This window comes from Algoriphagus pacificus, assembly GCF_017254845.1.
GTDB lineage: Bacteria > Bacteroidota > Bacteroidia > Cytophagales > Cyclobacteriaceae > Algoriphagus > Algoriphagus pacificus.
Window position 1 is genome coordinate 492288 of sequence record NZ_JAFKCU010000002.1, and the last position, 23220, is coordinate 515507.

The 23220-nt window shown below is 39.9% G+C and carries 19 protein-coding genes; 13 read left to right on the top strand and 6 right to left on the bottom strand.

Annotation, left to right across the window (positions count from 1 at the left end; translation table 11 throughout):
* The first annotated feature begins 31 nt into the window (after positions 1-31).
* The 6 genes from J0A69_RS08875 (at position 32) to J0A69_RS08900 (ending at position 10488) form a co-directional block, all read left to right on the top strand.
* A complete protein-coding gene (locus J0A69_RS08875) occupies positions 32-1252 on the top strand; it encodes a PepSY-associated TM helix domain-containing protein (RefSeq protein WP_206586202.1) in 1221 nt (406 codons plus the stop codon).
* A 356-nt stretch (positions 1253-1608) separates the two neighbouring features.
* On the top strand, positions 1609-2277 hold the full coding sequence (locus tag J0A69_RS08880; RefSeq protein WP_206586203.1) for a response regulator transcription factor: 669 nt from the start codon (positions 1609-1611) through the stop codon (positions 2275-2277).
* Positions 2274-3641, top strand: a complete 1368-nt coding sequence (locus tag J0A69_RS08885; protein WP_206586204.1) for a sensor histidine kinase — start codon at positions 2274-2276, stop codon at positions 3639-3641. The genes J0A69_RS08880 and J0A69_RS08885 overlap by 4 nt, the downstream gene beginning before the upstream one ends.
* 89 nt (positions 3642-3730) lie before the next feature.
* Positions 3731-8059, top strand: coding sequence for a CusA/CzcA family heavy metal efflux RND transporter (locus J0A69_RS08890; RefSeq protein WP_206586205.1), 4329 nt, complete (start codon positions 3731-3733; stop codon positions 8057-8059).
* Positions 8059-9219, top strand: coding sequence for an efflux RND transporter periplasmic adaptor subunit (locus J0A69_RS08895; RefSeq protein ID WP_206586206.1), 1161 nt, complete (start codon positions 8059-8061; stop codon positions 9217-9219). The genes J0A69_RS08890 and J0A69_RS08895 overlap by 1 nt, the downstream gene beginning before the upstream one ends.
* Before the next feature lie 174 nt (positions 9220-9393).
* Positions 9394-10488, top strand: a complete 1095-nt coding sequence (locus J0A69_RS08900; RefSeq protein ID WP_206586207.1) for an alkaline phosphatase family protein — start codon at positions 9394-9396, stop codon at positions 10486-10488.
* A 48-nt stretch (positions 10489-10536) separates the two neighbouring features.
* On the opposite strand, the gene J0A69_RS08905 is transcribed toward J0A69_RS08900, so the two are convergent.
* The 4 genes from J0A69_RS08905 to J0A69_RS08920 form a co-directional block, all read right to left on the bottom strand.
* Complete coding sequence (locus tag J0A69_RS08905; protein ID WP_206586208.1) at positions 10537-10974, bottom strand: VOC family protein; 438 nt, start codon at positions 10972-10974, stop codon at positions 10537-10539.
* A gap of 145 nt (positions 10975-11119) precedes the next feature.
* Positions 11120-11896: a class I SAM-dependent methyltransferase gene (locus J0A69_RS08910; protein WP_206586209.1), complete on the bottom strand. Its 777-nt coding sequence runs from the start codon at positions 11894-11896 to the stop codon at positions 11120-11122.
* A gap of 12 nt (positions 11897-11908) precedes the next feature.
* Complete coding sequence (locus tag J0A69_RS08915) at positions 11909-13642, bottom strand: glycoside hydrolase family 13 protein (RefSeq protein ID WP_206586210.1); 1734 nt, start codon at positions 13640-13642, stop codon at positions 11909-11911.
* A gap of 32 nt (positions 13643-13674) precedes the next feature.
* A complete protein-coding gene (locus J0A69_RS08920) occupies positions 13675-14070 on the bottom strand; it encodes a DUF1801 domain-containing protein (RefSeq protein ID WP_206586211.1) in 396 nt (131 codons plus the stop codon).
* Between the two features lie 126 nt (positions 14071-14196).
* Between J0A69_RS08920 and J0A69_RS08925 the strand changes: the two genes are divergently transcribed.
* The gene (locus tag J0A69_RS08925; protein WP_206586212.1) at positions 14197-14964 is read left to right on the top strand and encodes a hypothetical protein; all 768 of its coding nucleotides are present in this window, start codon (positions 14197-14199) and stop codon (positions 14962-14964) included.
* Positions 14965-15042: 78 nt separating this feature from the next.
* A complete protein-coding gene (locus J0A69_RS08930; RefSeq protein ID WP_206586213.1) occupies positions 15043-15804 on the top strand; it encodes an SDR family NAD(P)-dependent oxidoreductase in 762 nt (253 codons plus the stop codon).
* 22 nt (positions 15805-15826) lie between these two features.
* Here J0A69_RS08930 and J0A69_RS22715 read toward each other — a convergent pair whose 3' ends face one another.
* Positions 15827-16336 (bottom strand): VOC family protein, encoded by a 510-nt coding sequence (locus J0A69_RS22715; protein ID WP_317194856.1) that lies wholly within the window; start codon positions 16334-16336, stop codon positions 15827-15829.
* Between the two features lie 179 nt (positions 16337-16515).
* On the opposite strand from J0A69_RS22715, the gene J0A69_RS08940 reads away from it, so the two are divergent.
* The 3 genes from J0A69_RS08940 to J0A69_RS08950 all read left to right on the top strand — a co-directional run bounded on the left by J0A69_RS08940 (position 16516) and on the right by J0A69_RS08950 (position 20107).
* The gene (locus tag J0A69_RS08940; protein ID WP_206586214.1) at positions 16516-17124 is read left to right on the top strand and encodes a hypothetical protein; all 609 of its coding nucleotides are present in this window, start codon (positions 16516-16518) and stop codon (positions 17122-17124) included.
* 4 nt (positions 17125-17128) lie between these two features.
* A complete protein-coding gene (locus tag J0A69_RS08945) occupies positions 17129-17650 on the top strand; it encodes a GNAT family N-acetyltransferase (protein ID WP_206586215.1) in 522 nt (173 codons plus the stop codon).
* A gap of 78 nt (positions 17651-17728) precedes the next feature.
* Positions 17729-20107, top strand: a complete 2379-nt coding sequence (locus J0A69_RS08950; RefSeq protein WP_206586216.1) for a tetratricopeptide repeat protein — start codon at positions 17729-17731, stop codon at positions 20105-20107.
* Positions 20108-20167: 60 nt separating this feature from the next.
* Here the strand turns inward: J0A69_RS08950 and J0A69_RS08955 are convergent, their stop codons facing one another.
* Entirely contained in the window at positions 20168-20845 is a 678-nt protein-coding gene (locus J0A69_RS08955; protein WP_206586217.1) for an OmpA family protein, read from the bottom strand.
* Between the two features lie 211 nt (positions 20846-21056).
* On the opposite strand from J0A69_RS08955, the gene J0A69_RS08960 reads away from it, so the two are divergent.
* The gene (locus J0A69_RS08960) at positions 21057-21905 is read left to right on the top strand and encodes an alpha/beta hydrolase (RefSeq protein ID WP_206586218.1); all 849 of its coding nucleotides are present in this window, start codon (positions 21057-21059) and stop codon (positions 21903-21905) included.
* Between the two features lie 66 nt (positions 21906-21971).
* Positions 21972-23219, top strand: coding sequence for an alkaline phosphatase family protein (locus J0A69_RS08965; protein ID WP_206586219.1), 1248 nt, complete (start codon positions 21972-21974; stop codon positions 23217-23219).
* Position 23220 lies beyond the last annotated feature (1 nt).

Consider the following 23220-nt stretch of genomic DNA (forward strand, 5'->3'; position numbering starts at 1 on the left):
AAATTCGGACCAATAATCAGTGAGAGAAGCGATGGCTAACAAATCAATTTGGAGTTCAATCAGACATATTTTTAATGAAGTTCACCTCTACGCAGGTTTAATTTCTGGCCTTATCGTCATCCTGGTTTGTTTGAGTGGTACCATTTACGTTTACAATTCTGAGATCAGAGAAATGGCTAATCCTGAATTGCATCAAGTGGAAGCCGCTGGGAATCGAATGAGTGCTGAAGCGATTAAAAAGCAGCTGGAACTGACTCAGGAAGGAAATGTAGTTGGAATAAGCTGGAATGAGGATCCTGAAAAGAGTGTGCAGTTTACTTTGAAAAAATCTGATGATAAGGGAAGAGGAACCAGCTTCTATGTGAATCCATACACAGCTGAAATTTTAGGGAATACAGGCGATAAAACAGCTGCTTCTGAATTTATGGGATACATGTTCAGTTTGCACCGTTGGTTGATGCTGGATAGAATCGAAACTCCAATTATGGAAAGCATGTCAAACCGTGATCTGGGCAGATTTATCAACGGTGTGGCAACTTTACTTTTCACCTTAGGGGTCTTGACAGGTATTGTGATTTGGTTTCCTAAGAAGGTTAAAAACTGGAGACAAGGCCTTAAAATCAAATGGAATGCAAACTGGAAGCGGGTAAATCATGATCTTCACAACACCTTGGCATTTTACTCTTTGGTCTTTTTATTGATCATGGGAGCCACGGGGCCATTTTGGTCATTTCAGTGGTACAGAGAAGGCTGGCAGAAGACTTGGGATACTTACAGAGATCCTAATGAAGCGCAAGCCCAAAATGAAGAAAAAGAACCGGAAGTTTTAGAAGCAGGCGTGTTTCATACTTTGGATGAGGTCATTTTAGCAAGTAATGAGGCTTTGCCATACGAGGGAATCTTGAGAATTTCTATTCCTGAAAATAATGCAGAAGCCATTTCAGTAAGTAAATACAGAACAGGATTTTTTGCAAAAGCAGGTTCAGATCAATTGAAATTGAATCCTAATTCATTGGCAGTTGAAGAAGCGAATTTATTTTCTGATTTGCCTTGGAGACAACAAGTTGGTAGATCTGTCAAGTCGCTTCATACGGGGGAGATTTTCGGTCAGTTCACTAAGTTCATTTGGTTTTTAGCCTGTTTGGTTGCTACAAGTTTACCGATTACGGGAACCTTGATTTGGCTCAATAAGAAGAAGAAAAAGTCACCGCAAAAGAGAAAAACCAATAAGCAGATTTTAGAAACTGCCTAAAGGAAAAGCCTTCTACATAGTGGAAGGCTTTCTTTTTGAGAAACAATTTTAAGAAAATCTTAAGGATGTTTTTAGCAGATTAATAACTAGAATTCAGTGCTTTGACTTTTTAAGTTCTGATGCGATCAATCACAATTCTAATTGTTGATTTTATTAGTGTTTAGGTCTCTCTTCGAAGTTGCTAATTTTGAATTTGACCGTTGAAAGCATTTTTGATTAATTTAAAGAGGATTCCATCATGGATTGATTCGGAAGAAAATCAAGATAGAGCTTGAATGGCGAAAGCAAATGCCTGGATAGGTAGAGCTTACTGATTTGAACGGGAAGAATATGCACATTAATTCGATTCAAGAGAAATGAGAATTTTGGTAGTAGAAGATGAGCCAGGTATTTCCAATTTCTTAAAACAGGGATTGGAAGAGGAATCTTTTGCAGTTGACGTGGCTGATAACGGGAAAGTAGGATTAGATCTGGCTTTATCCGGAAACTATCATTTGCTGCTGCTTGATTGGATGCTGCCCGGAATCAGCGGCATTGAGATTACCAGGCAATTCAGAAAGTCCTTCCCGAATACTCCAATTATCTTCCTGACTGCCAAAGACACATTGGACGAAACGGTTTTTGGCCTTCAGTCCGGTGCAAACGACTACATCAAAAAACCATTTCATTTTGAGGAGTTGCTCGAGCGGATACGGGTTCAGCTTCGATCCAAAGTCGGAGAGCATGAAAAATTCACCTTAGGCCCGATAGTTTTGTATACCGATCGTCATCAGGTTTTCAAAAACGAAGAAGAAATTCAATTGACTCAAAAGGAATTCGCACTGTTGGAATACCTGTTGCGGAATAAAAACAAAGTTTGCCGCCGCACTCGAATTATAGAGAGTGTCTGGGATATCCATTTTGATTACAATACAGGAGTGATTGATGTATTTATCAATTCCCTTCGTAAGAAACTGGATTTGCAAAAGGATGAGGATTATATTCAGACAGTTCGTGGGGTAGGTTATATGGCAAAGGAAAGATGAAAAATAGTTCCTATAAAGAGCGATTGGCCCGGAGGCTAACCTTTGTTACGGCTTTGCTGGTGATGCTGGTTTTCGGGATTATCTACTTGGTGGTGAATTACACTGTCGTGGAAAATATCGATCGAGAACTCGAATTGGAGACAAACGAGCATGTGGGACAGATTTTTCTGGCGGATGGTGAAATCCGTTTTATGCATAAAGATGAATGGCAGGAGCAAGAGCATCAGGAAATTCAGCTAAATCCGATTTTTATAGAAATAGTGGATCTGGAAGGTAATTCCATGGATAAATCCCCAAACCTTGGCCCAAATCGATTGCTCTTTCATCCGGGATGGAATTCGAAAGAAGGAGCTTGGACCATTAAAATTGGCAATCAACAAGTCCGTCAAAAGCAGATTTTATTGAAGCATGAAGGGAAGGCCGAAGGCTATTTATTGGTGGCAACTTCCTTTGAGGATGCCCGAGAGCTTTTGAATAACCTGAGAAATATCCTCCTGATTTTGTATCCCGGAATTTTGATTTCTCTCTTCCTGACGATGCGTTATTTGGCAGGAAAAAGTATTCAACCAATCCAAGAAATCATTCACAAAACCAATCAGATAACTCAAAGCAACTTGAATGAGCGCGTTCCGGACTTGGACCAAGAAGATGAAATCGGCCAGCTGACTCGATCTATCAATGAATTGCTATTCCGATTGGAGCAATCCATGATTCGTGAAAAGCAATTTACCTCTGATGCTTCCCATGAGTTGAGGACTCCACTATCGGTTTTAAGAGGAACTTTGGAAGTTTTGATCCGGAAGCCGAGGACTTCGGAAGAGTATGTCGCTAAAATCCAGACTGCTTTGACCAGCATCGATAGGATGTCTGCGATGATTGATCAATTGCTTGCTTTGGCTAGAGTTGAGAAAGCAGGCTTTTCTCCAAAGGATGAAGTGGAGATTTTATCTTTTGTTGAGGAAGTGGCTGATCAGATCTTGCGTGAATCTGGGCGGGAAATAGAATTTAGAACAGAGCAATCTCTCCCGATTTTTGCCCAGGTGAATGAGAAATCCTTACAGATGATCTTGAATAATCTGATTCAAAATGCAATCAAATACTCCTCAGGAAAGATCATAGTGGAGGTTGGGAAAGTGAATCAACAAACCTCAATCGTGATTTCCGATTCGGGACAAGGGATAGATGAATTTAATCTGAATAAGATTTTTGATCCATTTTTTAGAGAGCCAGATGTTTTGGAGCAAGTGATTCCCGGGACTGGATTAGGTTTGGCAATTGTTAAAAAACTTGCTCAAGAAAGTGGTATTCAGATTCTTGTGGAAAGTGAAAAAGGTGCAGGAAGTACCTTTCGTCTGCTCATTTGACCACAGACCATTTTTAAGGGAATCTTAAGGATTCTTGAAGATGACTATAGGTCTAATTCTAGATTTTTGTAGCATCTTAATTAGAGTTCATGGTAGACAAGATTATTCAGTGGAGCATCCATAATAAGCTCATCATTTTTCTTTTTATCGCAGGATGGATTGGATTCGGGATCTATGCTCTGAGCAATCTTCCTATTGGCGCAGTTCCAGATGTTACCAACAATCAGGTTCAAGTTATCACCACATCCAGAAATCTGGCTACAGAAGATGTAGAGAAATACCTGACTTATCCAGTGGAATTGGAAATGGCAAATTTGCCAGGTGTCAAAGAAATCAGATCCATTTCCAAGTTTGGGCTTTCTGTAGTAACCATCGTTTTTGAGGATGATTTGGGTACTTACCTTCCTCGTCAGTTGATTGCTGAGCGGATTAAAATCGCCCAAGAAAGTATTCCAGATGGATTTGGGCAGCCATTTATGGGTCCAATTACAACCGGTCTCGGTGAGATCTATCAGTATGTCATTGATGTGGAGCCTGGCTACGAGGATCAATATTCCATCACTGATCTTCGGACAATTCAAGATTGGGTAGTGAGAAGACAGCTTTCTGGAATCCAGGGTGTAGTCGAAGTAAATACCTGGGGAGGTTTCCTGAAGCAATACGAAGTTTCAATTAACCCCGAGCGATTAAAAGGAATGCAGATTTCGCTTTCTGAGGTTTTTTCAGCTTTGGAAAAGAACAATTCAATTGCAGGAGGTAGCTATATAGAGAAAACAAACGAAAGTTTTTTTATCCGTGGGGAAGGACTAGTAACTAGTCTGGAAGATATCGGAAATATCGTGGTGGAATCCCGTGATGGAACTCCTGTTTATATCCGGGATATTGCTACAGTTGGCTTTGGACACGCCAATCGATTTGGTGCGATTACAGCAAATGGGGAAGGGGAGAAAGTATTGGGACAAATCATGATGCTCAAAGGAGCGGATTCCAAAGGAACTATTGAACGAGTGAAGGAAAGAATCGAAGAAATGAAGCTCAGCCTTCCCGAAGGAATTGTGATCAATGGGTTCTTGGATCGTTCAGAACTGGTAGGCAGAACTACTTCCACTATCGCTAAAAACCTCATTGAAGGCTGTTTGATCGTGGTTTTTGTAGTCGTTTTGTTATTGGGGAATATCCGTTCAGGCTTGGTGGTGGCATCAGTCATTCCATTGAGTTTGTTATTCGCTTTGTCTCTCATGTACATTTTTGGAGTTGATGCTAACTTGATGAGTTTGGGTGCAATTGACTTTGGAATCATCATCGATGGGGCAGTTATTATTGTAGAATACATTGCTTATCGATTCACGCAAGTGAACAAAGGGTTTGATGGGCTTTCTAAAACAGAAGTCCAGCAAGAAAAAGATGCGATAACCTTTGAAGGAGCTTCCAAAATGATGCATTCGGCCATTTTTGGGCAGATCATCATCATCATCGTTTTTATTCCGATTCTTTCACTGTCTGGTGTAGAGGGGAAAATGTTCCGTCCTATGGCTGAAGTGTTCAGCTTCGCTTTGATCGGGGCAATGATCCTGGGAATGACTTATGTACCGGTAGTTTCTTCCCTGTTTTTAAAGACAACTCCTCCAGGACCAAAAAACATTTCCACTCGGATCATCAAGCAGATCAATAAGGTATATGAGCCAACCATTGCTTGGGCGCTTGATCATGCGAAAATCGTTTTGGGTTCTGCCGCCGCACTATTGGTTGGAAGTATTCTATTGTTTTCCAGCATGGGTTCGGAGTTTGTGCCAACATTGGATGAGGGAGATTTTGTAATCCAACCTGTATTGAAAACTGGTACGACACTCTCGAATACTGTCGAGACCATGACTCAGATAGAGAAAATTCTGAAGAAATTCCCTGAGGTAAATCAGGTGGTAACCAGAATCGGTGCTGCAGAAATCCCGACGGATCCCATGTCCATGGAAGAAACTGATGTGATTGTGACTTTGCATCCACCATCTGAATGGACCACGGTTGAGACCAAGGACGAATTGGCAGATAAATTCAAGGAAGCACTAACCGTAATTCCAGGATTGGACTATGAATTTACCCAACCGATCGAAATGAGATTCAATGAATTGATCACTGGGGTACGTGCTGATTTGGCTATCAAGGTATTTGGAGAAGATTTAGATCAGCTTTTAGTAACTGCCGAAGAAATTGAAGCTGCTATCCAAGGTGTTGAGGGAGCTGCTGATATAGTGGTAGAAAAAGTGGATGGTTTGCCACAAATGAAAATCGAATACGATCGGAGTAAAATAGCCAAGTATGGTTTGAATATAGCTGAGCTGAATGATATCGTAACGATGGGCTTTGCAGGTGCTGCTGCAGGAAAAGTTTTCGAAGGAGAAAAGCAATTTGATTTGGTAGTGCGGTTTGAAAGGGATTTTAGAAAAGACATTTCCAACTTAGAGCAAGCATCTATCCAGCTTCCTGGAGGTGGTAGCATTCCGCTTTCGGAGTTAGCCAAAATCACCTATACCAAAGGCCCTGCGAAAATTTCGAGAGACAATACGCAGCGAAGAATAGTCGTCGGAGTGAATGTAAGAAATAGGGATTTACAATCTGTGGTGGATGATATTCAGGAAATCATCCGCACAAAAATCGATATCCCAGAAGGTTACCGAGTAGACTATGGAGGTCAGTTTGAAAACCTACAGCAAGCAAGAGACCGATTGATTATTGCTGTTCCGATTGCCTTATTCTTGATCTTTGTCCTCTTGTATTTTGCTTTTTCCAGTACCCGCGATGCCTTGATGATTTATTCGGCAATTCCACTTTCTGCGATTGGTGGAGTCTTGCTTCTTTGGATCAGAGATATGCCTTTCAGTATCTCAGCAGGAGTTGGATTTATCGCCTTATTCGGGATTGCCGTGTTGAATGGAATTGTATTGATTGAACATTTTAAGTCTATGGAATCCAAATATTCAGATATCAAGCAGTTGGTGAAAATCGGTGCAAAAGAGCGTTTGAGGCCTGTATTGTTGACTGCATCAGCAGCAGCTTTGGGATTTTTGCCGATGGCAGTTTCCGGTTCGGCTGGCGCGGAAGTTCAAAGGCCTTTGGCCACAGTAGTTGTTGGTGGATTGATCTCAGCAACGATCTTGACTTTGGTTGTTCTTCCTGTACTTTATGTCTTATTCAAAACTTCAGTCAAAAAACCTCCTTTACCAGGGAAAAAAGTAGCCTTAAGCTTATTTCTAATTCTAGGATTGGTTTCTACTTCCTTCGGACAAACTCAAAATTCCATCACTTTGGATGAGGCTTTGAATATCGCTTTGGAACAAAATCTGACCTATCAAGCAGCTTCTAAAGGTTTGGAAGCGGCCACTGTCAAGACGGGAGCAGGTTGGGATGTGTCTAAAACATACGTCTATTTTGGAAGGGATGAAAATGACATTGCAGAAAACGGCTATTCTAACAGTAAATGGGGTTTGAGTCAGAGCTTTGCATTTCCTTCTCTCTATGCTGCGCAAAAGAATGTCTTGGAAGATCAAGTAGCAATGCAGCAAAGTCAGCTGAATTTGCAGGAAAGAACACTCAAAGGGCAGGTTAGCAAAGCCTATCTTACGGCAGTTCATTGGAATGAGATTTCAGCCCATTATTCCAATTTGGATAGTCTCTACAAAGCTTTCTCTTCTGCTTCAAATCGCAGGTTTGAACTCGGTGAAACCAATTACTTGGAGAAATTGACAGCTTCGGGTAAGCAAAGGGAAATCGGATTAAAACTGACAGAAGCAAAGCAGAATTATCAGGTATCTATTGAAGAACTGAAAACCTTATTGAATTGGCAAGGTGAGTTGGAAATCGTGCCTACATCCTTGGAATTGGAGACTGATATAAATTTTGAAGCGGCTTCTCATCCGGGTGTGAGCTACTATGAAAATGCTTTGATTCAAGCTTCTCACCAAGTCCAGGTGGAAAAAAGGAAGTTGCTTCCTGATCTTCAGGTGGAGGTCTTCAGAGGAACCAATTCCTTTCCTAATTCCAAAGTTTATCCGGGAATACAAGGTGGAATTACAGTTCCTTTGTTTTTTGGTGCACAAAGATCGCAAGTGAGAGCGAGTGAATTCCATAAAGAAATGATGGAATTGGAAGCTTTGAACTATCAGAATAAACTGAATTCGCGGTACAATCAAACGCAATATAAGCTGGATCAAAATCAAGAAGTGATTCGCTATTATGAGGAGGAGGGAGAGGCTTTGGCAACTCAACTGATGGAACAAGCTCAGCGGTCTTACCAGGAAGGTGAAATAGACTTCTTGCAATACGTACAGCTAATGGAAAACTCCATGAATATCACCTTGCAGTATTTAGAAAGCAGGTACAATTACCAAATGAATATTTTAGAAATTAATTATCTCATCAACTGATGGAAGCTATAAAATCAACCTTTTCATGGGGATTGATCCTGATTCTAGGGTCCCTCTTTTTTGTTCAATGTTCTTCAAAAACAGAAGAAACTGCTACAGGAATTGACTTGCAATCCATGGAAGGGGAATCCGACCAACTTACTCTGACTCAGGCACAATTTGATGCCATGGACATGCAGTGGGGAAATATGGTTTTAAAGACATTTTCTGAAGAAGTAAAAGTTCAGGGTGAGATCAAGATCCCAGTTGAGGGAATGCAGGATATAACTCCTTTCTATGGAGGATACGTCAGTGGTCTCAAACTGATCGAAGGACAACAGATTAGAAAAGGTGAGGTTCTTTTCTATTTGGAAAGCCCTGAGTTTGTGCGTTTGCAACAGGATTATTTGGAAGCTTCCAGCCAATTGAATTACCTGAAAGAGGAATTCGAGAGACAAAAGACGCTATTTGGAGAAAAAATCGCATCTCAAAAAGGTTACTTAAAAGCTGAATCTGAATATCAAACCACCTTGGCTAGAGCTGAAAGTCTGAAGAAACAACTGGGCATGATCCATGTCAACACAGATAATTTGACAGCAACTACTATTCAGGTGAAAGTTCCGGTAATCTCACCGATTTCGGGTTTTGTGGAGTCGATTTTCACAGTTCCAGGAGCATATCTACCCTCAGCTTCCAAAGCAGCAACTTTGATCAATACAAGTCATATGCATATTGAATTAAGCGTTTTTGAAAAAGATGCGATTCATGTAGAGGAGGGGCAACTTGTGAGTTTTACCATGCCGGATATGCCAGGACAGGAGTTTCAGGCCAAAGTTCACATGGTAGGAAAAGCAATCAGCGAACAGCGATTTATACCTGTTCATGCTCATTTGATAGATGAAAGTCTGGAAAGCAAACTGGTTCCGGGAATGTTTTTGGAAGCCAAAATAAAATTAGCTCCTCAGGAAGGCTGGTCTTTGCCAGCGTCTTCTGTGGTAAACTCGGATGGAGTTGATTATGTCTTAGTCCAGAAAGCTTCAAAAGACAATGTTTTCAATTTAGATAAAGTGGAGGTAAAGCTAGGCCGTCAAAATGATCAATTGGTTGAGATTTATCCCAATCAAAAACTGGATGAAAATTCAAAGATTCTAGTCAAAGGTGGTTTTACCCTTCTGCCTTAATTTTTTTTCTTGAATAAAGCTGATTTTCGAGAAAAGGATCATCTATCAGGTCCTAATGCCATTATCACGGGTGTTTGGTGGGATGTAGATTAATATTGCCTATTTTCAAAGCATGATTTCCGCCAAACCTTTGATGGGATTTGGCGGAAACTTTTCAATTTACCGATACTGACTATGAAAAATATCAAACAAGGGCTTTTACTTTTTGTGGTTTTAATACTGCAAACAGGTTTAACTCAAGCTCAGGAATACAAAACCGAAAACGTCATTCTAATTACTTTGGATGGAATGAGATGGCAGGAAGTATTCACCGGAGCAGATTCTTTGTTGGTGGATGACACTGGTATGATTGAGAGTCCTGGTTCTTTGCTTGCTGAATTTTGGGATGTAAACCCATTGGTTCGTCGTGAGAAATTATTTCCATTTTTCTGGAATATCCTTGCGAAAGAAGGTCAGATTTACGGTAATCGCGCTTATGGCAATTTTGTCAATAATCAGAATACCATGTGGTTTTCCTATCCTGGATACAATGAATTTTTGAGTGGTTTTTCAGATGATTCCCGAATCACTAGCAATGATAAAACGGATAATCCGAATAAAACCATGCTGGAATATTTGAATCAAATGCCAGAATATCAGCGAAAAGTGATGGCTTTTGGGTCTTGGGATGTTTTTCCATACATCATCAATGAGTCTAGAAGTGGAATTCCTGTCAATGCTGGCTTTGATGTGGCTGAAGGAGATGATTTGAGTCCGCAAGAACTCCTGACCAACAAGATGCAAAAGGAGATCAGAGGCCCATGGGGAGGTGTGAGACTGGATGTGTTTACGCAGAATTATGCGATGGCAGCTTTAAAAAATAAGAAGCCAAAGGTCCTTTATATCGCGTATGGCGAGACCGATGATTGGGCACATGAGAATCATTACGATCAATATTTATGGTCTGCTAAGCAAACCGATGCCTATATCAAAGAAATCTGGGATTTTGTTCAGTCAGATCCTCAATACAAGGATAAAACAACTTTGATCATCGGGACAGATCATGGACGAGGCACCTCAAAAACCTCCTGGAGAAGTCATGGATCATCTGTGCGTAATGCTGGAGAGATTTGGTTGGCAGTTATTGGGCCGGATACTCCTGCATTGGGAGAAATGAAAACTTCCGGTCAATGGCAATCTGCTATGGTTGCGAGAACAGTTTTTAAATTTTTGGGACTGGAATATCCTGATGAAAAAGCAGCGCCTGCCATTCAGGAAATGTTGAAATAGGATAAGAAATAAAGCCCGGGATTTTAATTCCGGGCTTTGTTATAATTTTCAGGGTTTACCTTGAAATTTAGGATCGTAGTCTACCATCCATTCAATTCCATATTTATCCCGAAACATCCCGAAGTAGGATCCCCAAGGGCTTCCATCGATAGGAACTTCGATAGTTCCACCTGCAGAAAGGCCTGAAAACAGTTTGTCTGCTTCCTCCTTGCTTGATGCACTGATGGAGATTTTGGATCTGTTTTCCATTTCATTAACCTTGCCCATAAACTCAGGAACATCATTTCCCATCAGGATATTACCTCCAATTGGTAAAGCGATGTGCATGATTTTGTTAGCTTCCTTTTCCGCAAATGGTTGCTCAGGGCTGGCCATATCTTTGAAACGCATGATCATTGCGAACTCACCACCAAAAACCGATTGGTAAAAATGAAATGCTTCTTCGCAGTTTCCATTAAAGTTGATATGTGGATTAATTAGTGCCATAGGATTTAAGTTAAATTGATAGAATCAAATTTACTTTCACTGAACAAATAAACTGGGATAAAATCCGTCAAAAAGAGGAGGTATTGCGACAAGATTTGTGATCTTAATAGAAAGGTTTGATCAAATTTAAATTATACTAGGCCAGCTAATTAGCTTCCTTTATGGCAATTATTCGAATTCTTTTGTAATCAGCAAACCACTTACCGTTGATTAAGCATATTTCTCTAATACTTTCCTGGACCTCTCCTTTGATTACCTCGATATCTTGTTCGTCAATTCCTGAAAAAAAACACCCGGCAAACATGGAAATCCAGTCTTTAATGCCGGAGTTTTCATCCGCGAGCTCAGTAGGACGGTCAAAATGCTGAACAAAAAGGACTCTAAATCCACCAGCTTCTAACGCTGAGGCATATTCTCCAATGGAAGGAAAGTACCAAAGTGCTAATTCCCCTTGTTTTTGATATCCTTTGCCTTGAAGAGAATTTCTCAATGCCTTAACAATGGTCTGGACATTTCCTTTTCCCCCAAATTCCAAAACTAGTTTTCCTCCTGGAACCAAATTTTCATACATGCATTGAATTGAGGCATGATAGTCTTTAACCCAATGAAGTGTAGCATTGGAGAAAATCGCATCGAATTTTTGATTAAAGCTGAAATTGCTCGCATCAGCCACTTGAAATTCAATTTCTGGGAATTTCGCTATGGCATCTGCAATCATTTCGGCAGACTTATCAATTCCGATAGCCTCTTTTGCCAACTCGTTGATTTTTGCAGTCAATTGTCCAGAACCACATCCTAAATCCAAAATTCGTTGATGCGGTTTTGGATCTAGCAATTGAATTAACTCCTCTCCATACTGATAAACAAATGCATGCTTCTCATTGTAGAGCTCGGGTTTCCATTTGGATAGCTGTTCGTTCATTTTAATACAGGACTAATTGATTTTAACGATTGCTGCTTGATAAGGCAAGAGCGTGATTGAACCTTCCGATGTATCCAAATCAGGATAATTATTGATTACTATCTGATCTAAATCTCCTATTTCATCTAGCGTAATTGATGAGTTTTCTTCAGAGAAATTCAGCAAAACCAGCATTTTCTCTTCCTCTAAAGTTCTTGTAAATGCATAGACAGTCGGATGATCCTTTTGAAGTAGCTCATAATTTCCATAAACCAGTACAGGGTTTTCATTCCTGACCTGAGCCATTTTTCTAAAGTGATTCAAAATACTGTTAGGATCCTTTTCCTGAGCTGCTACATTGATTTCTAAATAATTTTCATTCACCCTTTTCCAAGGAGTTCCCGTGGTGAAACCGGCATTTTCCGAGTCATCCCATTGCATGGGAGTTCTTCCATTTTCTCTTGAGCTGTAGTTCAGGATTTCCATAAATCTTTCCATGTCTTCTCCTGCTGCTAAAGCTGCTTTGTACTTGCCTTTGGCTTCCACATCTACATATTCTTCGATTTTAGGCATGTCCATATTAGTCATGCCGATTTCATCGCCATAGTAGGTGAAAGGGGTTCCCCGCATGCTAAGCAAAAAAGTATTGAGCATCTGAGTGGATGGAGTGCGGAATTCCGGATCCGGATTTCCGAAGCGGTTGACCAAACGGGCATTATCATGATTCGATAAAAAGATGGCTATCCATCCATTCTCCGCAAATGCACTGTCCCATTTGGTGAAAACTTCTTTAAAGTCTGCCAATTCATATCCATCTGGAGTTCGGGACATATCAACCGATTCAAAATGATAAGCCATCTGTAACTCCTGACGGTCTGCGTCCACTAGTTTATGAGCATCCTCGAAAGTGCTTCCGGCGCCTTCAGCCACTGCAAAGACATCGTACTTCTCCAGAACTTCATGATACATCTCCTTTAGGTATTCATGAAGCTGAGGACGCATACCGTACCATTTGATAAAATCTTTTTCATGTCCTTCAGGAAATTCCGGCCAAGTTGTGTCTTTACTGGCAAATTGAAAGGCATCCATTCGGAAACCATCCACTCCTTTTTCTGCCCAAAATTTCATGATATCATACACCTCTTGACGAAGCTTAGGATTTTCCCAATTCAGGTCGGGTTGTTCTTCTGCAAATGTATGGAGGTAGTACGCATTGCTTAAAGAATCATATTCCCAAGCTCCTTCTGGATCAAAAAGACTATGTCTGTACGGTGGTTCCCCATTTTCGGCAGGCCACCAATGATAATAATCGCGGTAAGGATTGTCTCTCGAACTTCGGGATTGTTTAAACCATTCATGATCAATGCTGCTATGATTGACCACAACATCCAAAACAAATTTAATCCCACGCTGGTGAAAACCATCCAGCATTTGCTGAAAGTCATCCATAGTTCCATACCTCGGTAGGACTGCTCTGTAATCGGCGACATCATAGCCATTATCTACTAGAGGAGATTCGAAAAATGGGTTCATCCAAACCATGGTAATCCCCAAGCTCTCTATGTAATCCAGCTTTTCTATAATTCCTTGAAAATCCCCAAAACCATCCCCATCGGTGTCTTTGAAGCTTTGTGGATAGATTTGATAGAGGATTCCTTCTTTCCACCATGTTTGCTCAAACGAAGTGGAGGTTTCTTTGGGTTGATCTTGAGGTCCACAACTAGCGACCAAAAGGACTGAGAGTAAACTCCATAGGTGATTTTTCATACTTTAACATTATTAATGTTTTTGATACTTTATTAGGTAGAAGCTTTAATCCATTCTTTTATGATCTGAGTCAATTCAGCTTTTTGATCCTCAATTTCGCTCCTACTTTTAAATGTTACTATTGCTCTGTCATTTTCTTTCCAAACCAAAAGTTTACTCGGATCCTCAATCAATCTAGATGTAGGTTGTTCCTGCTTTTTGGCACCTTGATGCAAGATCAACTGAACCTGTTTTTTTGGAGGATGGATTCTCATGGTGATCCGGTCTTTGTTTTGAAAGGAGTAATTAGGACCATTCCATTTGATATTTTCCTCAATTCCAATTTCTGAATCGAGAATTATTGAGCGTAAAAAATCAATTTCTTCCCTGAAAGGATGATCCAAACCATCTAGAAAATTGCTGACTGAGGGATTTAGATTTTTATCCATTTGGTTTTTAAATAGGGATAAATAAAGATTGAGATCCAAAAATCTTACCTTCTACTGCCCTGAAAATAAGCTTACTTTTAAGAATTTTATAATTTGTAGGCGTTACACCAAACAGGAATATCTCGAATGATTAAATTTTTTAGAAAAATCCGAAAGAAACTTATTCAAGAAAATCGACTCAAAAACTACCTGATTTATGCTTCGGGAGAGATTGTTTTAGTGGTTATAGGGATTTTAATCGCTTTGGCTATCAATAATGCAAATCTCAAAAGAATAGAAAGGAATCAGGAGCAAAATTATCTACAAGGGCTTCAGGATGAGTTTCAAATCAGTAAAATGAAACTTACAGAATTGATTTCTGTCAACCAACAAAGTCTGGAAAGCTCAAAAATGCTGGTGAAAATGATGCAACAAGCAACTGAGGATATCAGCGAAAAAGAACTGTCTGAATTGTTGTTCCAAAGCTTTTCAAATGATATCACTTTCAATTCAAATAATTCTCTGCTTAATGAGATGATTAACTCAGGGAGTTTGAAAGATATTTCAAACATCGATCTTCGAAGACAATTAACTACTTGGGTAGCAACTTTGGAGGATATAAAAAATCAGGAGGAGGAGTTGTCTTTACAAAGAGAATATGTTTTGGATCTTTTTCGGGAAGATGAGTATAGCATGCAGACTGTTTTGAGTTATGCCGGTGCCATGGATGCTTTAGGACTTCCTGTTTCCGGCCAGCAAAAAAGCAACTTTTCCATATTGAACTCACAAAAATTTGAAAACAATCTTTTGACTTTTATTCTGACTAGCGAGGCTACCAAGAGTTCACATTATGACCCTTTAATGAAGGACTTAAATGAGATATTAGAAAAGATTGAAGAAGAGTTAGAAGATTAGCTTTACCGTCTCACCCAAAAAATGTTCAATCTCTGAACTGATTCATGCGGAGATTTGTAGAACAAAAAAACAAAACAGATGATGACAAATAAAATAGCCTTAGTCACAGGCGGTAGCCGTGGATTGGGAAGAGATATGGCTATCAGATTAGCTGAAAAAGGGAATGATCTGATTATTACTTATCATACCAATCATAAAGCTGCGGAAGAGGTAGTTGCTGAAATTGAAAAACTAGGTCAAAGCGCAAAGGCATTACAGCTTGATACCAGTGATATCAAGGGGTTTGATGCTTTTTTCACCATTCTTTTTGAATACCTGCAAAGCGAAAAGCAGCATTCCACTTTTGACTTCCTGATCAATAATGCAGGCACAGGATTGTATGTGCCTTTTTTGGAGACAACAGAAGCCATGTTTGATGAGATGATGAATATACACTTAAAAGGGGTGTATTTTCTCACACAAAAAGCGGTTCCTTATTTAGCCGACGGAGGGAAAATCATTAATATTTCCTCCGGATTGGCTCGGTTCAGCTTGCCAAATTCTTCAGCCTATGGAGCTATGAAAGGTGGAGTTGACGTTTTGACACGCTATTTGGCAAAGGAATTGGCAGGAAGAAAAATTACAGCGAATGTTGTGGCACCTGGAGCTATTGCAACGGAGTTTGGTGGTGGCGAAAACCGCGATAATGAGAAGAAAAGAACTTTGGTAGCCGGTGCAACAGCCTTGGGAAGAGTAGGAGAAGCAGAAGATATAGGAGGAGTAGTCGCTTTCTTGTGTTCAGAAGATGCAAGATGGATCAATGGTCAGCGAATTGAAGTGGCAGGAGGGATCTTTCTCTAAGTTTTGAGTTAGCTCAAGAAATTCATCGATGCTGATCAATTAAAATTAAATTATTATCTGGATCTCTCAATAAAAGACTGGCAGGACCACTTGAGTTTTCGTCTGCTTCCGAAGTCAATGTGATGTTTTTGTTTTTCAAATGTTTTTGTATTTCTCTGATGTCTAAAAAGTCGGCAATATTCTTTCCGTTTTCATCCCAACCGGGATTAAAAGTCAGGATATTGCCTTCAAACATTCCTTGAAAAAGACCAATCAAGCTATTTTTGTTCTTCATGATCAAATAATTTTGATCCATTCCTCCACCTAAAACAGAAAATCCCAGATTTTCATAAAAAGCTTTAGATATTTCCAGGTTTTGGACGCTTAAACTAATTGAGAACGCCCCAAGTTTAATTTCTTCTTGCCTTTGGCCATCATTTAAATCTTGAGAATTTGCTTCGGCTTTATTTGGGGTTTGAAAAAGCGAGCTGGAATAAAACCCCAGTCCGAAGACTAGCATTAGTGTTAAGAGTTTTGCTTTTATCTTTTCCATATCCTATAATTTTTGGATTTCAATTAGTTAATATTTCAATAAGTACTTCAATTTACTGGTTTGGCAAGAGATGGCAGTGCTTGTATTTTTAAATTCCCGAAAAAAGATAATTTCTCAATTTGAGATATGGTAGATCATAACTTTCTTGATGGTTTGTTTTTTCGAGCTAAATAAATGATATGAAAGGTTTCCTAGGAATCTGTTTGTTTTTGGTAAGTTTTTCGGTTTTCTCGCAAACTAAGTATCGCGACGAAATGGGGAAATCTGTTTCCAAGGATGAGTTCCAGAACAAGATTTTGAACGGACCTTATTTTGGTGTGCCCAGTGAAGATCCGGAGGTGATGATGTTGATATATCGGATGCCGTTTGGAAAAGTTGATCCAGAGGTTTTCTATGAAAAATTGGGAAAACTTCCAGATTTGGAAGCAGAAAAATCATTGATGGTGATTTTCTATCCCGGCAAAGACGAATGCAATTCGACAGGTAACAATGCTAATGATCGCAGCTACTTTCAGAAAACCCATGATTACTTTTTAAAGACAGCAGCAAAGAGAAATGCCGCCGAACCTGCCTACATTTTTAAAAATTCCCATGGCTTGGAAAAATATCAAGGGATCATCACTTGGTTGCCCGATCCGGATGGAGTTTTTGAAAAAGAGTTTTTTAAATTTCCTTATCCTTGTCGCAGCTTTGTGGTTATTCATCCCAGCGGAGAATACAGAGCCATACTCGGGGAATTTCCCAATAATCAAGTGGATCAGGCACTCAAAATCCTAAATAAGAATTAAGGAATTGAAAGAAGTAGAACTAGTAAAAATCGAAAGAGAGCAGCTTCCAGAGCTTGTTCAGATGGCTAGAAAATCGTTTTTAGAGGCTTTTACCGAAGGAAACAAACCGGAGAATGTAAATGCATATATGAACGAGGCATTTACTTTGGAGCAATTCCAAAACGAATTTGAAAATGAAGCCTCTACTTTTTTTGTTGCCAAATTATCTGGAAAAATCATTGGCTATACCAAAGTAAATCTAGTGCCGAAACAAACCGATATTCATGATCCCAAGAGCCTGGAAATCGCCAGGCTTTATGTTTTGGAGGCATATCTTGGAATTGGGCTTGGGAAAAAATTATTAGACAAGGCTTTCAGTTTTGCCAAAGAAAATGGACTTGACTATGTCTGGTTGGGTGTTTGGGAGCACAATGCCCGTGCAATCAGATTTTACGAGAAGAATGGTTTAGAAAAATTCGGTTCGCATCCATTTCCTTTTGGCGATGAAATTCAGACAGATTGGCTGATGAGGAAAGCAGTTGTTTGATGTATTAATGGGATTGGGAATTCTTGACTTCCCCAATTCTAATAATATCCTTATTTTTCCCTTGCAATACTTTAAGCCATGAAACAAAATCAGATTTTTTGGATAGTCTTAATTGCTTTGTTTGGAGCTGGACTATACCTACATACATATGATTACGGCTATACCGGAGACGATGGGATTTATGCCTATTTCAATCGAGTAACCCAAAAAGGAATGGCAGAATGGACAGAGCTTTTTAAGTACGGGTCCATGAATTTCATTTCCATCAATCCGGTGAATACCAGTATTTACCGCCCCTTTACCTTATTGACTTTTGCACTGGAATATCAGATTTTCGGTGAGTTCAACGCGACAAATGGGCACGTGTTGAATATCTTTCTATACTTCTGCCTTCTATTGATTTTGGGATTTTTGTTGGTGGATTTGTTCCAAAAGAAAGCCCTTCCGCTCGTAATTCCTTTGGGAATTCTTGCCCTATACGCTTTTCATCCAATTCATACAGAGGTAGTTGCATCGGTAAAAAGCAGAGATACTTTGCTGGCTTCGGTTTTTGCATTTTCTGCAATTTTATTTTGGGTTAAACAGGAAAAAAACATCACCCTTCCTAAACAAACCCTGATTGGCGTACTTTTTTTCATCTCCTTGATTTCAAAAGAAGAGACGATCACTCTGATTGCCATTGTATTTCTGATTGCTTACTTCTTTCAGAATAAAAGCTTTTTGGAAGGGGCAAAAGCAACCATTCCCTTTTTGGTCCCAGCAATCATTTACATGATTTGCAGAGCTGTGATTCTTGACAGCGCTTCTACCACTTACGATTCAAAAATCAACTCTGTTCTTTACGGTCTTTCAAGTGGAGATCGATTGGCTACGAATCTTTTTATCTACTTAGAATACCTGAAATTATTACTGTTTCCTCATCCGCTTTCTTGGGATTATTCCTTCAGTCAAATAGATGTTCAGACCTTCAAAAACCCGATTGTATGGTTAAGTCTATTGGTTTTTGCAGGATTGATATTCTTTGCTGTCAAAGGATTTAAATCAAGAACGCTTTTCAGTTTCGGTATCCTGTTTTACCTGTCCACTTTTTCGATTTTCGCCAACCTTACAACTTCCTTGACCATCGGATCAAATCTCGGAGAGCGATTTATGTTTATTCCTTCTATCGCTTTCTGCCTTTTAGTGGTTTATGGGCTCTATTTCTTCGTAGATCGATTCAAAGTTCAAAAGTCCGAGCTATTGATGGTTTTAGTGCTTTTACCTGTTCTTTTGGCCTTTTCTTGGAAGACTGTGGATCGTGCCAAAGTCTGGAAAAATGCATTGACACTTTCTGAGTCTGGTATCCAAACAGCACCTAAAAGCTGGAGAACTCATGCCATGTATGCTGAGGAATTAAGACTTGAGGCTGCCAGATTGAAAAAAGAGAATCTGGATTCAGCAAAAATCTTTTTTGCCAAATCCGTTTCTGAGTTCGATCGAGCTTTTGAGATCCTTGGAGATGAAGTTTCTGTTTCCCAATATTTAGATGCTCAGGCGGAAGTTCTACTTGGAGTGGGAGATACGGCTAGGGCAGAAACGGTTCTGGAAGAAAGTATTCAGAAAAGACCAAATTCTCATTTTGCGAAATTCAAACTCGCTGCAATCTCTTATAATAAGGGTGATTTTGAAAAGGCTAAAAGACTTTATCTGGAAAGCCTCAAGACTGAAAAGCCCGATTTGTACGCAACCTATAAAAATCTCGGCTTAGCATATTTGAGGCTGAATGAAAACACCAATGCCATAGCTGTCTTTGAAAAAGCAATTGAAGAAAAAGAAGATCCCGAAATTGATAGAAATCTGGCCTATCTCTACACGGAAATTGGAGACCTGGAAAAAGCTGCTAGCTATCAGTCAGAGGATGATGAGTTCTCAGTGGAAGAAACGGCATTTTTATATACCATGAGAGATGGAAATGATGCCTTCCAAAAAAATGAATTCTCAACTGCGGTATTGAATTATGCTAAAATAGAGAAGGACTTTGAGGAGTTTGGAGGTGCAGAAAAGTACCCTTCTTACTTTGCCGCCTATGCCAAATCACTTTTGGAAACAGGGGATACTTTGGCAGCGAAATCTAGGTTCTTAAAGGCAAATGAAGTTGATCCTAATAATTCTGTAGTCTTGACCAATTTGGGAACAATTGCTTTCATTAAGGATAAAAACTACTCTAATGCTGAGCGATATTTCAGGGAAGCTATTCTTGCCGGACCGGAAAATATGTTCACAGCCTATACCAATCTTGGGACCGTTTTGATTATGCAGCGAAAAGAAAAAGAAGCAATTGAGGCCTTTGAAAAATCCCTTCAATATGGATCCAGTAGGGGAGTTTTGGGGAATCTGTTTTTGCTGAACAAAGCGCTGGGCAATGAAGAGCGAATGAACTATTATCAAGAGCAACTTGCCAAATCCAGTAATCAATAAAAGAGAAAGGCGACCAAATCGGTCGCCTTTCGGATCTATAAATAGGGCTTATTGGGCGGTTTAATCCTGTCCCAACTCACCTCGTTCAGCCATTCTTTGCATCTTTTTATTTGCATAAATTGCTACTTCAACCCGTCTGTTTTGTTGTCTACCAGCTTCTGTTTCATTGGTAGCTACAGGTTGGGATTCACCATATGCAGTTGTTTCCAATCTGGATTTAGCAATACCCAAATCTGTCAGATAATCTTCTACCGAATAAGCTCTTCTCTTCGAAAGATCCAAATTGTATTCGTCAGAACCTGTTGCATCGGTATGACCTTCCACCAAAATATTGGTGTCTTCGTATTTCTTCAGCGTCTCAGAAAGTTCTGTAAGATTTTCTCTGGAGTTGGCATTCAGATTTGACTGATCTACTGCGAACATGAGACCGGAATCAAAGGTGATTTTAATACCCTCACCGACACGTTCTACAGTAGCACCTTCAAGGTCTCTTCTTAATTCTTCAGCAGCTTTGTCCATTTGGTGCCCGATAATAGCACCTGCAGTACCACCGATTGCAGACCCGATTAGTACACCAGTTGCGGTATTATCTTTACCTGCAATTACTCCACCTAGTACACCGCCCGCAGCACCACCGATGGCACCACCTTTTACAGCGTTACTTGATTTACAACTTACAGCTCCTAGCGAAGCAGAAGCTATCATAATTGTATAAAGAATTTTGTTGGTCGTTTTCATAGTTTTTTTGTTTGATGAAATCTTCAAGTTCAATTCACATACCAGTGCGAATGGAGCTTATCTTGGCCGTTTTTTAGGAATTCCTGCGGGAAAATTTTCCCGATTTTGTGGAGAACTACCCGAAAAAGATCAGTACTTAGCTAGAAAATAGGTAGTTTGATCCATTGAAATCCAGACTGAGTTTTCTCACCCATTTATGCCTAAAGCAGCTATGAAAACATGTTATTTATTCCCTTTCTTTTTATTTCTTTTTGGATGGGCAGCAGCCCAAACAAATCCTGTTCGCTATAACTTATGGGAAAACGGGGCTCCGGGATTTGAAAATCTCAAGGATATCCCTGAATCAGCTCAAGATTGGTGGGTAAGAGATATACATAATCCGAGTGTTACGCTGTTCACTCCCGAAAACCCCAACGGAACATTTGTATTGGTTTGTCCAGGAGGCGGATTTCGGAACTTGGTGTATAATTCAGAAGGTGTCAAAGCTGCTGCATTTTTGAACTCCCTCGGGATAACCGTTGGGGTTTTGAAATACAGATTATTCAGGCAAGAAGATTCTCCTTACACTGATGCACAACCCAAACAAGATGTGATTAGAGCCATGAGATTTGTTCGGTCGAAGGCTTCGGAATGGAAAATTGACCCGGATCGAGTAGGTGTTATGGGCTTTTCAGCAGGTGGAGAGGTGGTGAATTATGTGGCTTTTGATGAAAATCCTGGTGATCCTACTTCCATTGACCCAATTGAAAAATTTCCTGCGCAGCCCAACTTTATCGTGCAAGTCTATCCGGGGCCATTGGCTACACCTGAGAAAGTTTCAAAAGATGCTCCTCCGGCATTTTTGGTAGCTGCCAATCAAGATGAATGTTGCTCAGGCACCATTATCCAAACTATGATTGCCTACAGAGAAGCTGGGGCTGATGTAGAATTACATTTGTTTTCGAAGGATGAGCATGCGTTTAATATGGGAGATCGAAGTAAATTTGTGTCAATCAATCATTGGCCAGAAAGGCTAAAAGAGTGGTTTGAAGATCAGAATTATTTTAAAAAGGAAAACTAGACTACAAAAACCATTTCCAAATTTTACTCCAAGTCAATTGGTGTTTTGTCATCTAAAATCAGAAGTATGAAAATCAGGATTATCGTTTTTTTATTATCGTTTCTCACCTGTGGTGTTACTTTTTCTCAGGACAAAAAAGAACCCTATGTGATTCTGATTTCCTTGGATGGATTCAGATATGATTACGTAACTCGTTTTCAACCAGAAAATTTATCACGGTTTATCGCTGGCGGGACAGCTGCAACCTCTTTAATTCCATCTTTTCCGACAAAGACTTTCCCAAACCATTATACCATAGCAACAGGATTGAAGCCTGAGCATCATGGCATCGTGGATAATTCCTTTTATAATCCCAAAAGAGACACAGATTACAAAATCAACAAAAGAGAAGTTATAACCGATGGCACTTGGTATGGAGGGACACCTTTGTGGGTTTTGGCAGAGCAAAACGGGATGAAGGCAGCGAGCTTTTTCTATGTCGGATCTGAGGCTGATGTTCAAGGCGTGAGGCCAAGTTATTATTTTGAATATGATGGCAGGATAAAAAACCTGACCAGAGTCAGTCAAGTATTTGACTGGCTTCAATTACCCGAAGAGGAAAGGCCGCATATGATCACTATGTATTTTTCTGACATGGATGATGTGGGACATCGCTTTGGACCAAACCAAGATGAGGAGCTTTCGAAGCGTCTGACGCAACTTGACCGAGAGTTGGGAGCCTTATTTGAAGGTGTAAAAAGTCTGGACTTGGATGTGAATATCTTTATCGTTTCGGATCATGGTATGGCCAATGTCGGCATTGAAAAATATGTTCCTTTGGATTTAATAACTGAGGGAGTTTCTGGGAGAATCGTGAATAGTGGTGCTTTGGGACATATTTATCTGGATGATCCAAAGGATAAAATGAAGGCTATTGCACAAATGAAGGGCAAAGCTGTAGGTTATAAAGTAATTGATCCTTTGGAAGGAGAATATTATCAGGATGTGTCACTTTATGGTGAAAGGATTGGAGACATCATTATATTGGCCGATCTGGATTATTATTTAATCGATAAGGAAGCAGACAGAGAAGTCATTGCTCGCAGGATGCGGATAGACAATGCAGCTGTGAGAGGGACTCATGGATATAGTCAGGAATATGCTGAAATGCACGGGATATTTTATGCCAACGGTCCTCAGATTAGATCAGGTTTGAAAATTGAATCCTTCGAAAATATCCATATCTATCCCTTGATCTGTAAAATTTTGGGTTTGCCTGCCCCTGAATTCTTGGACGGTAAGCTTGAAGTTTTGGAACCTATTTTAAATCAATAGA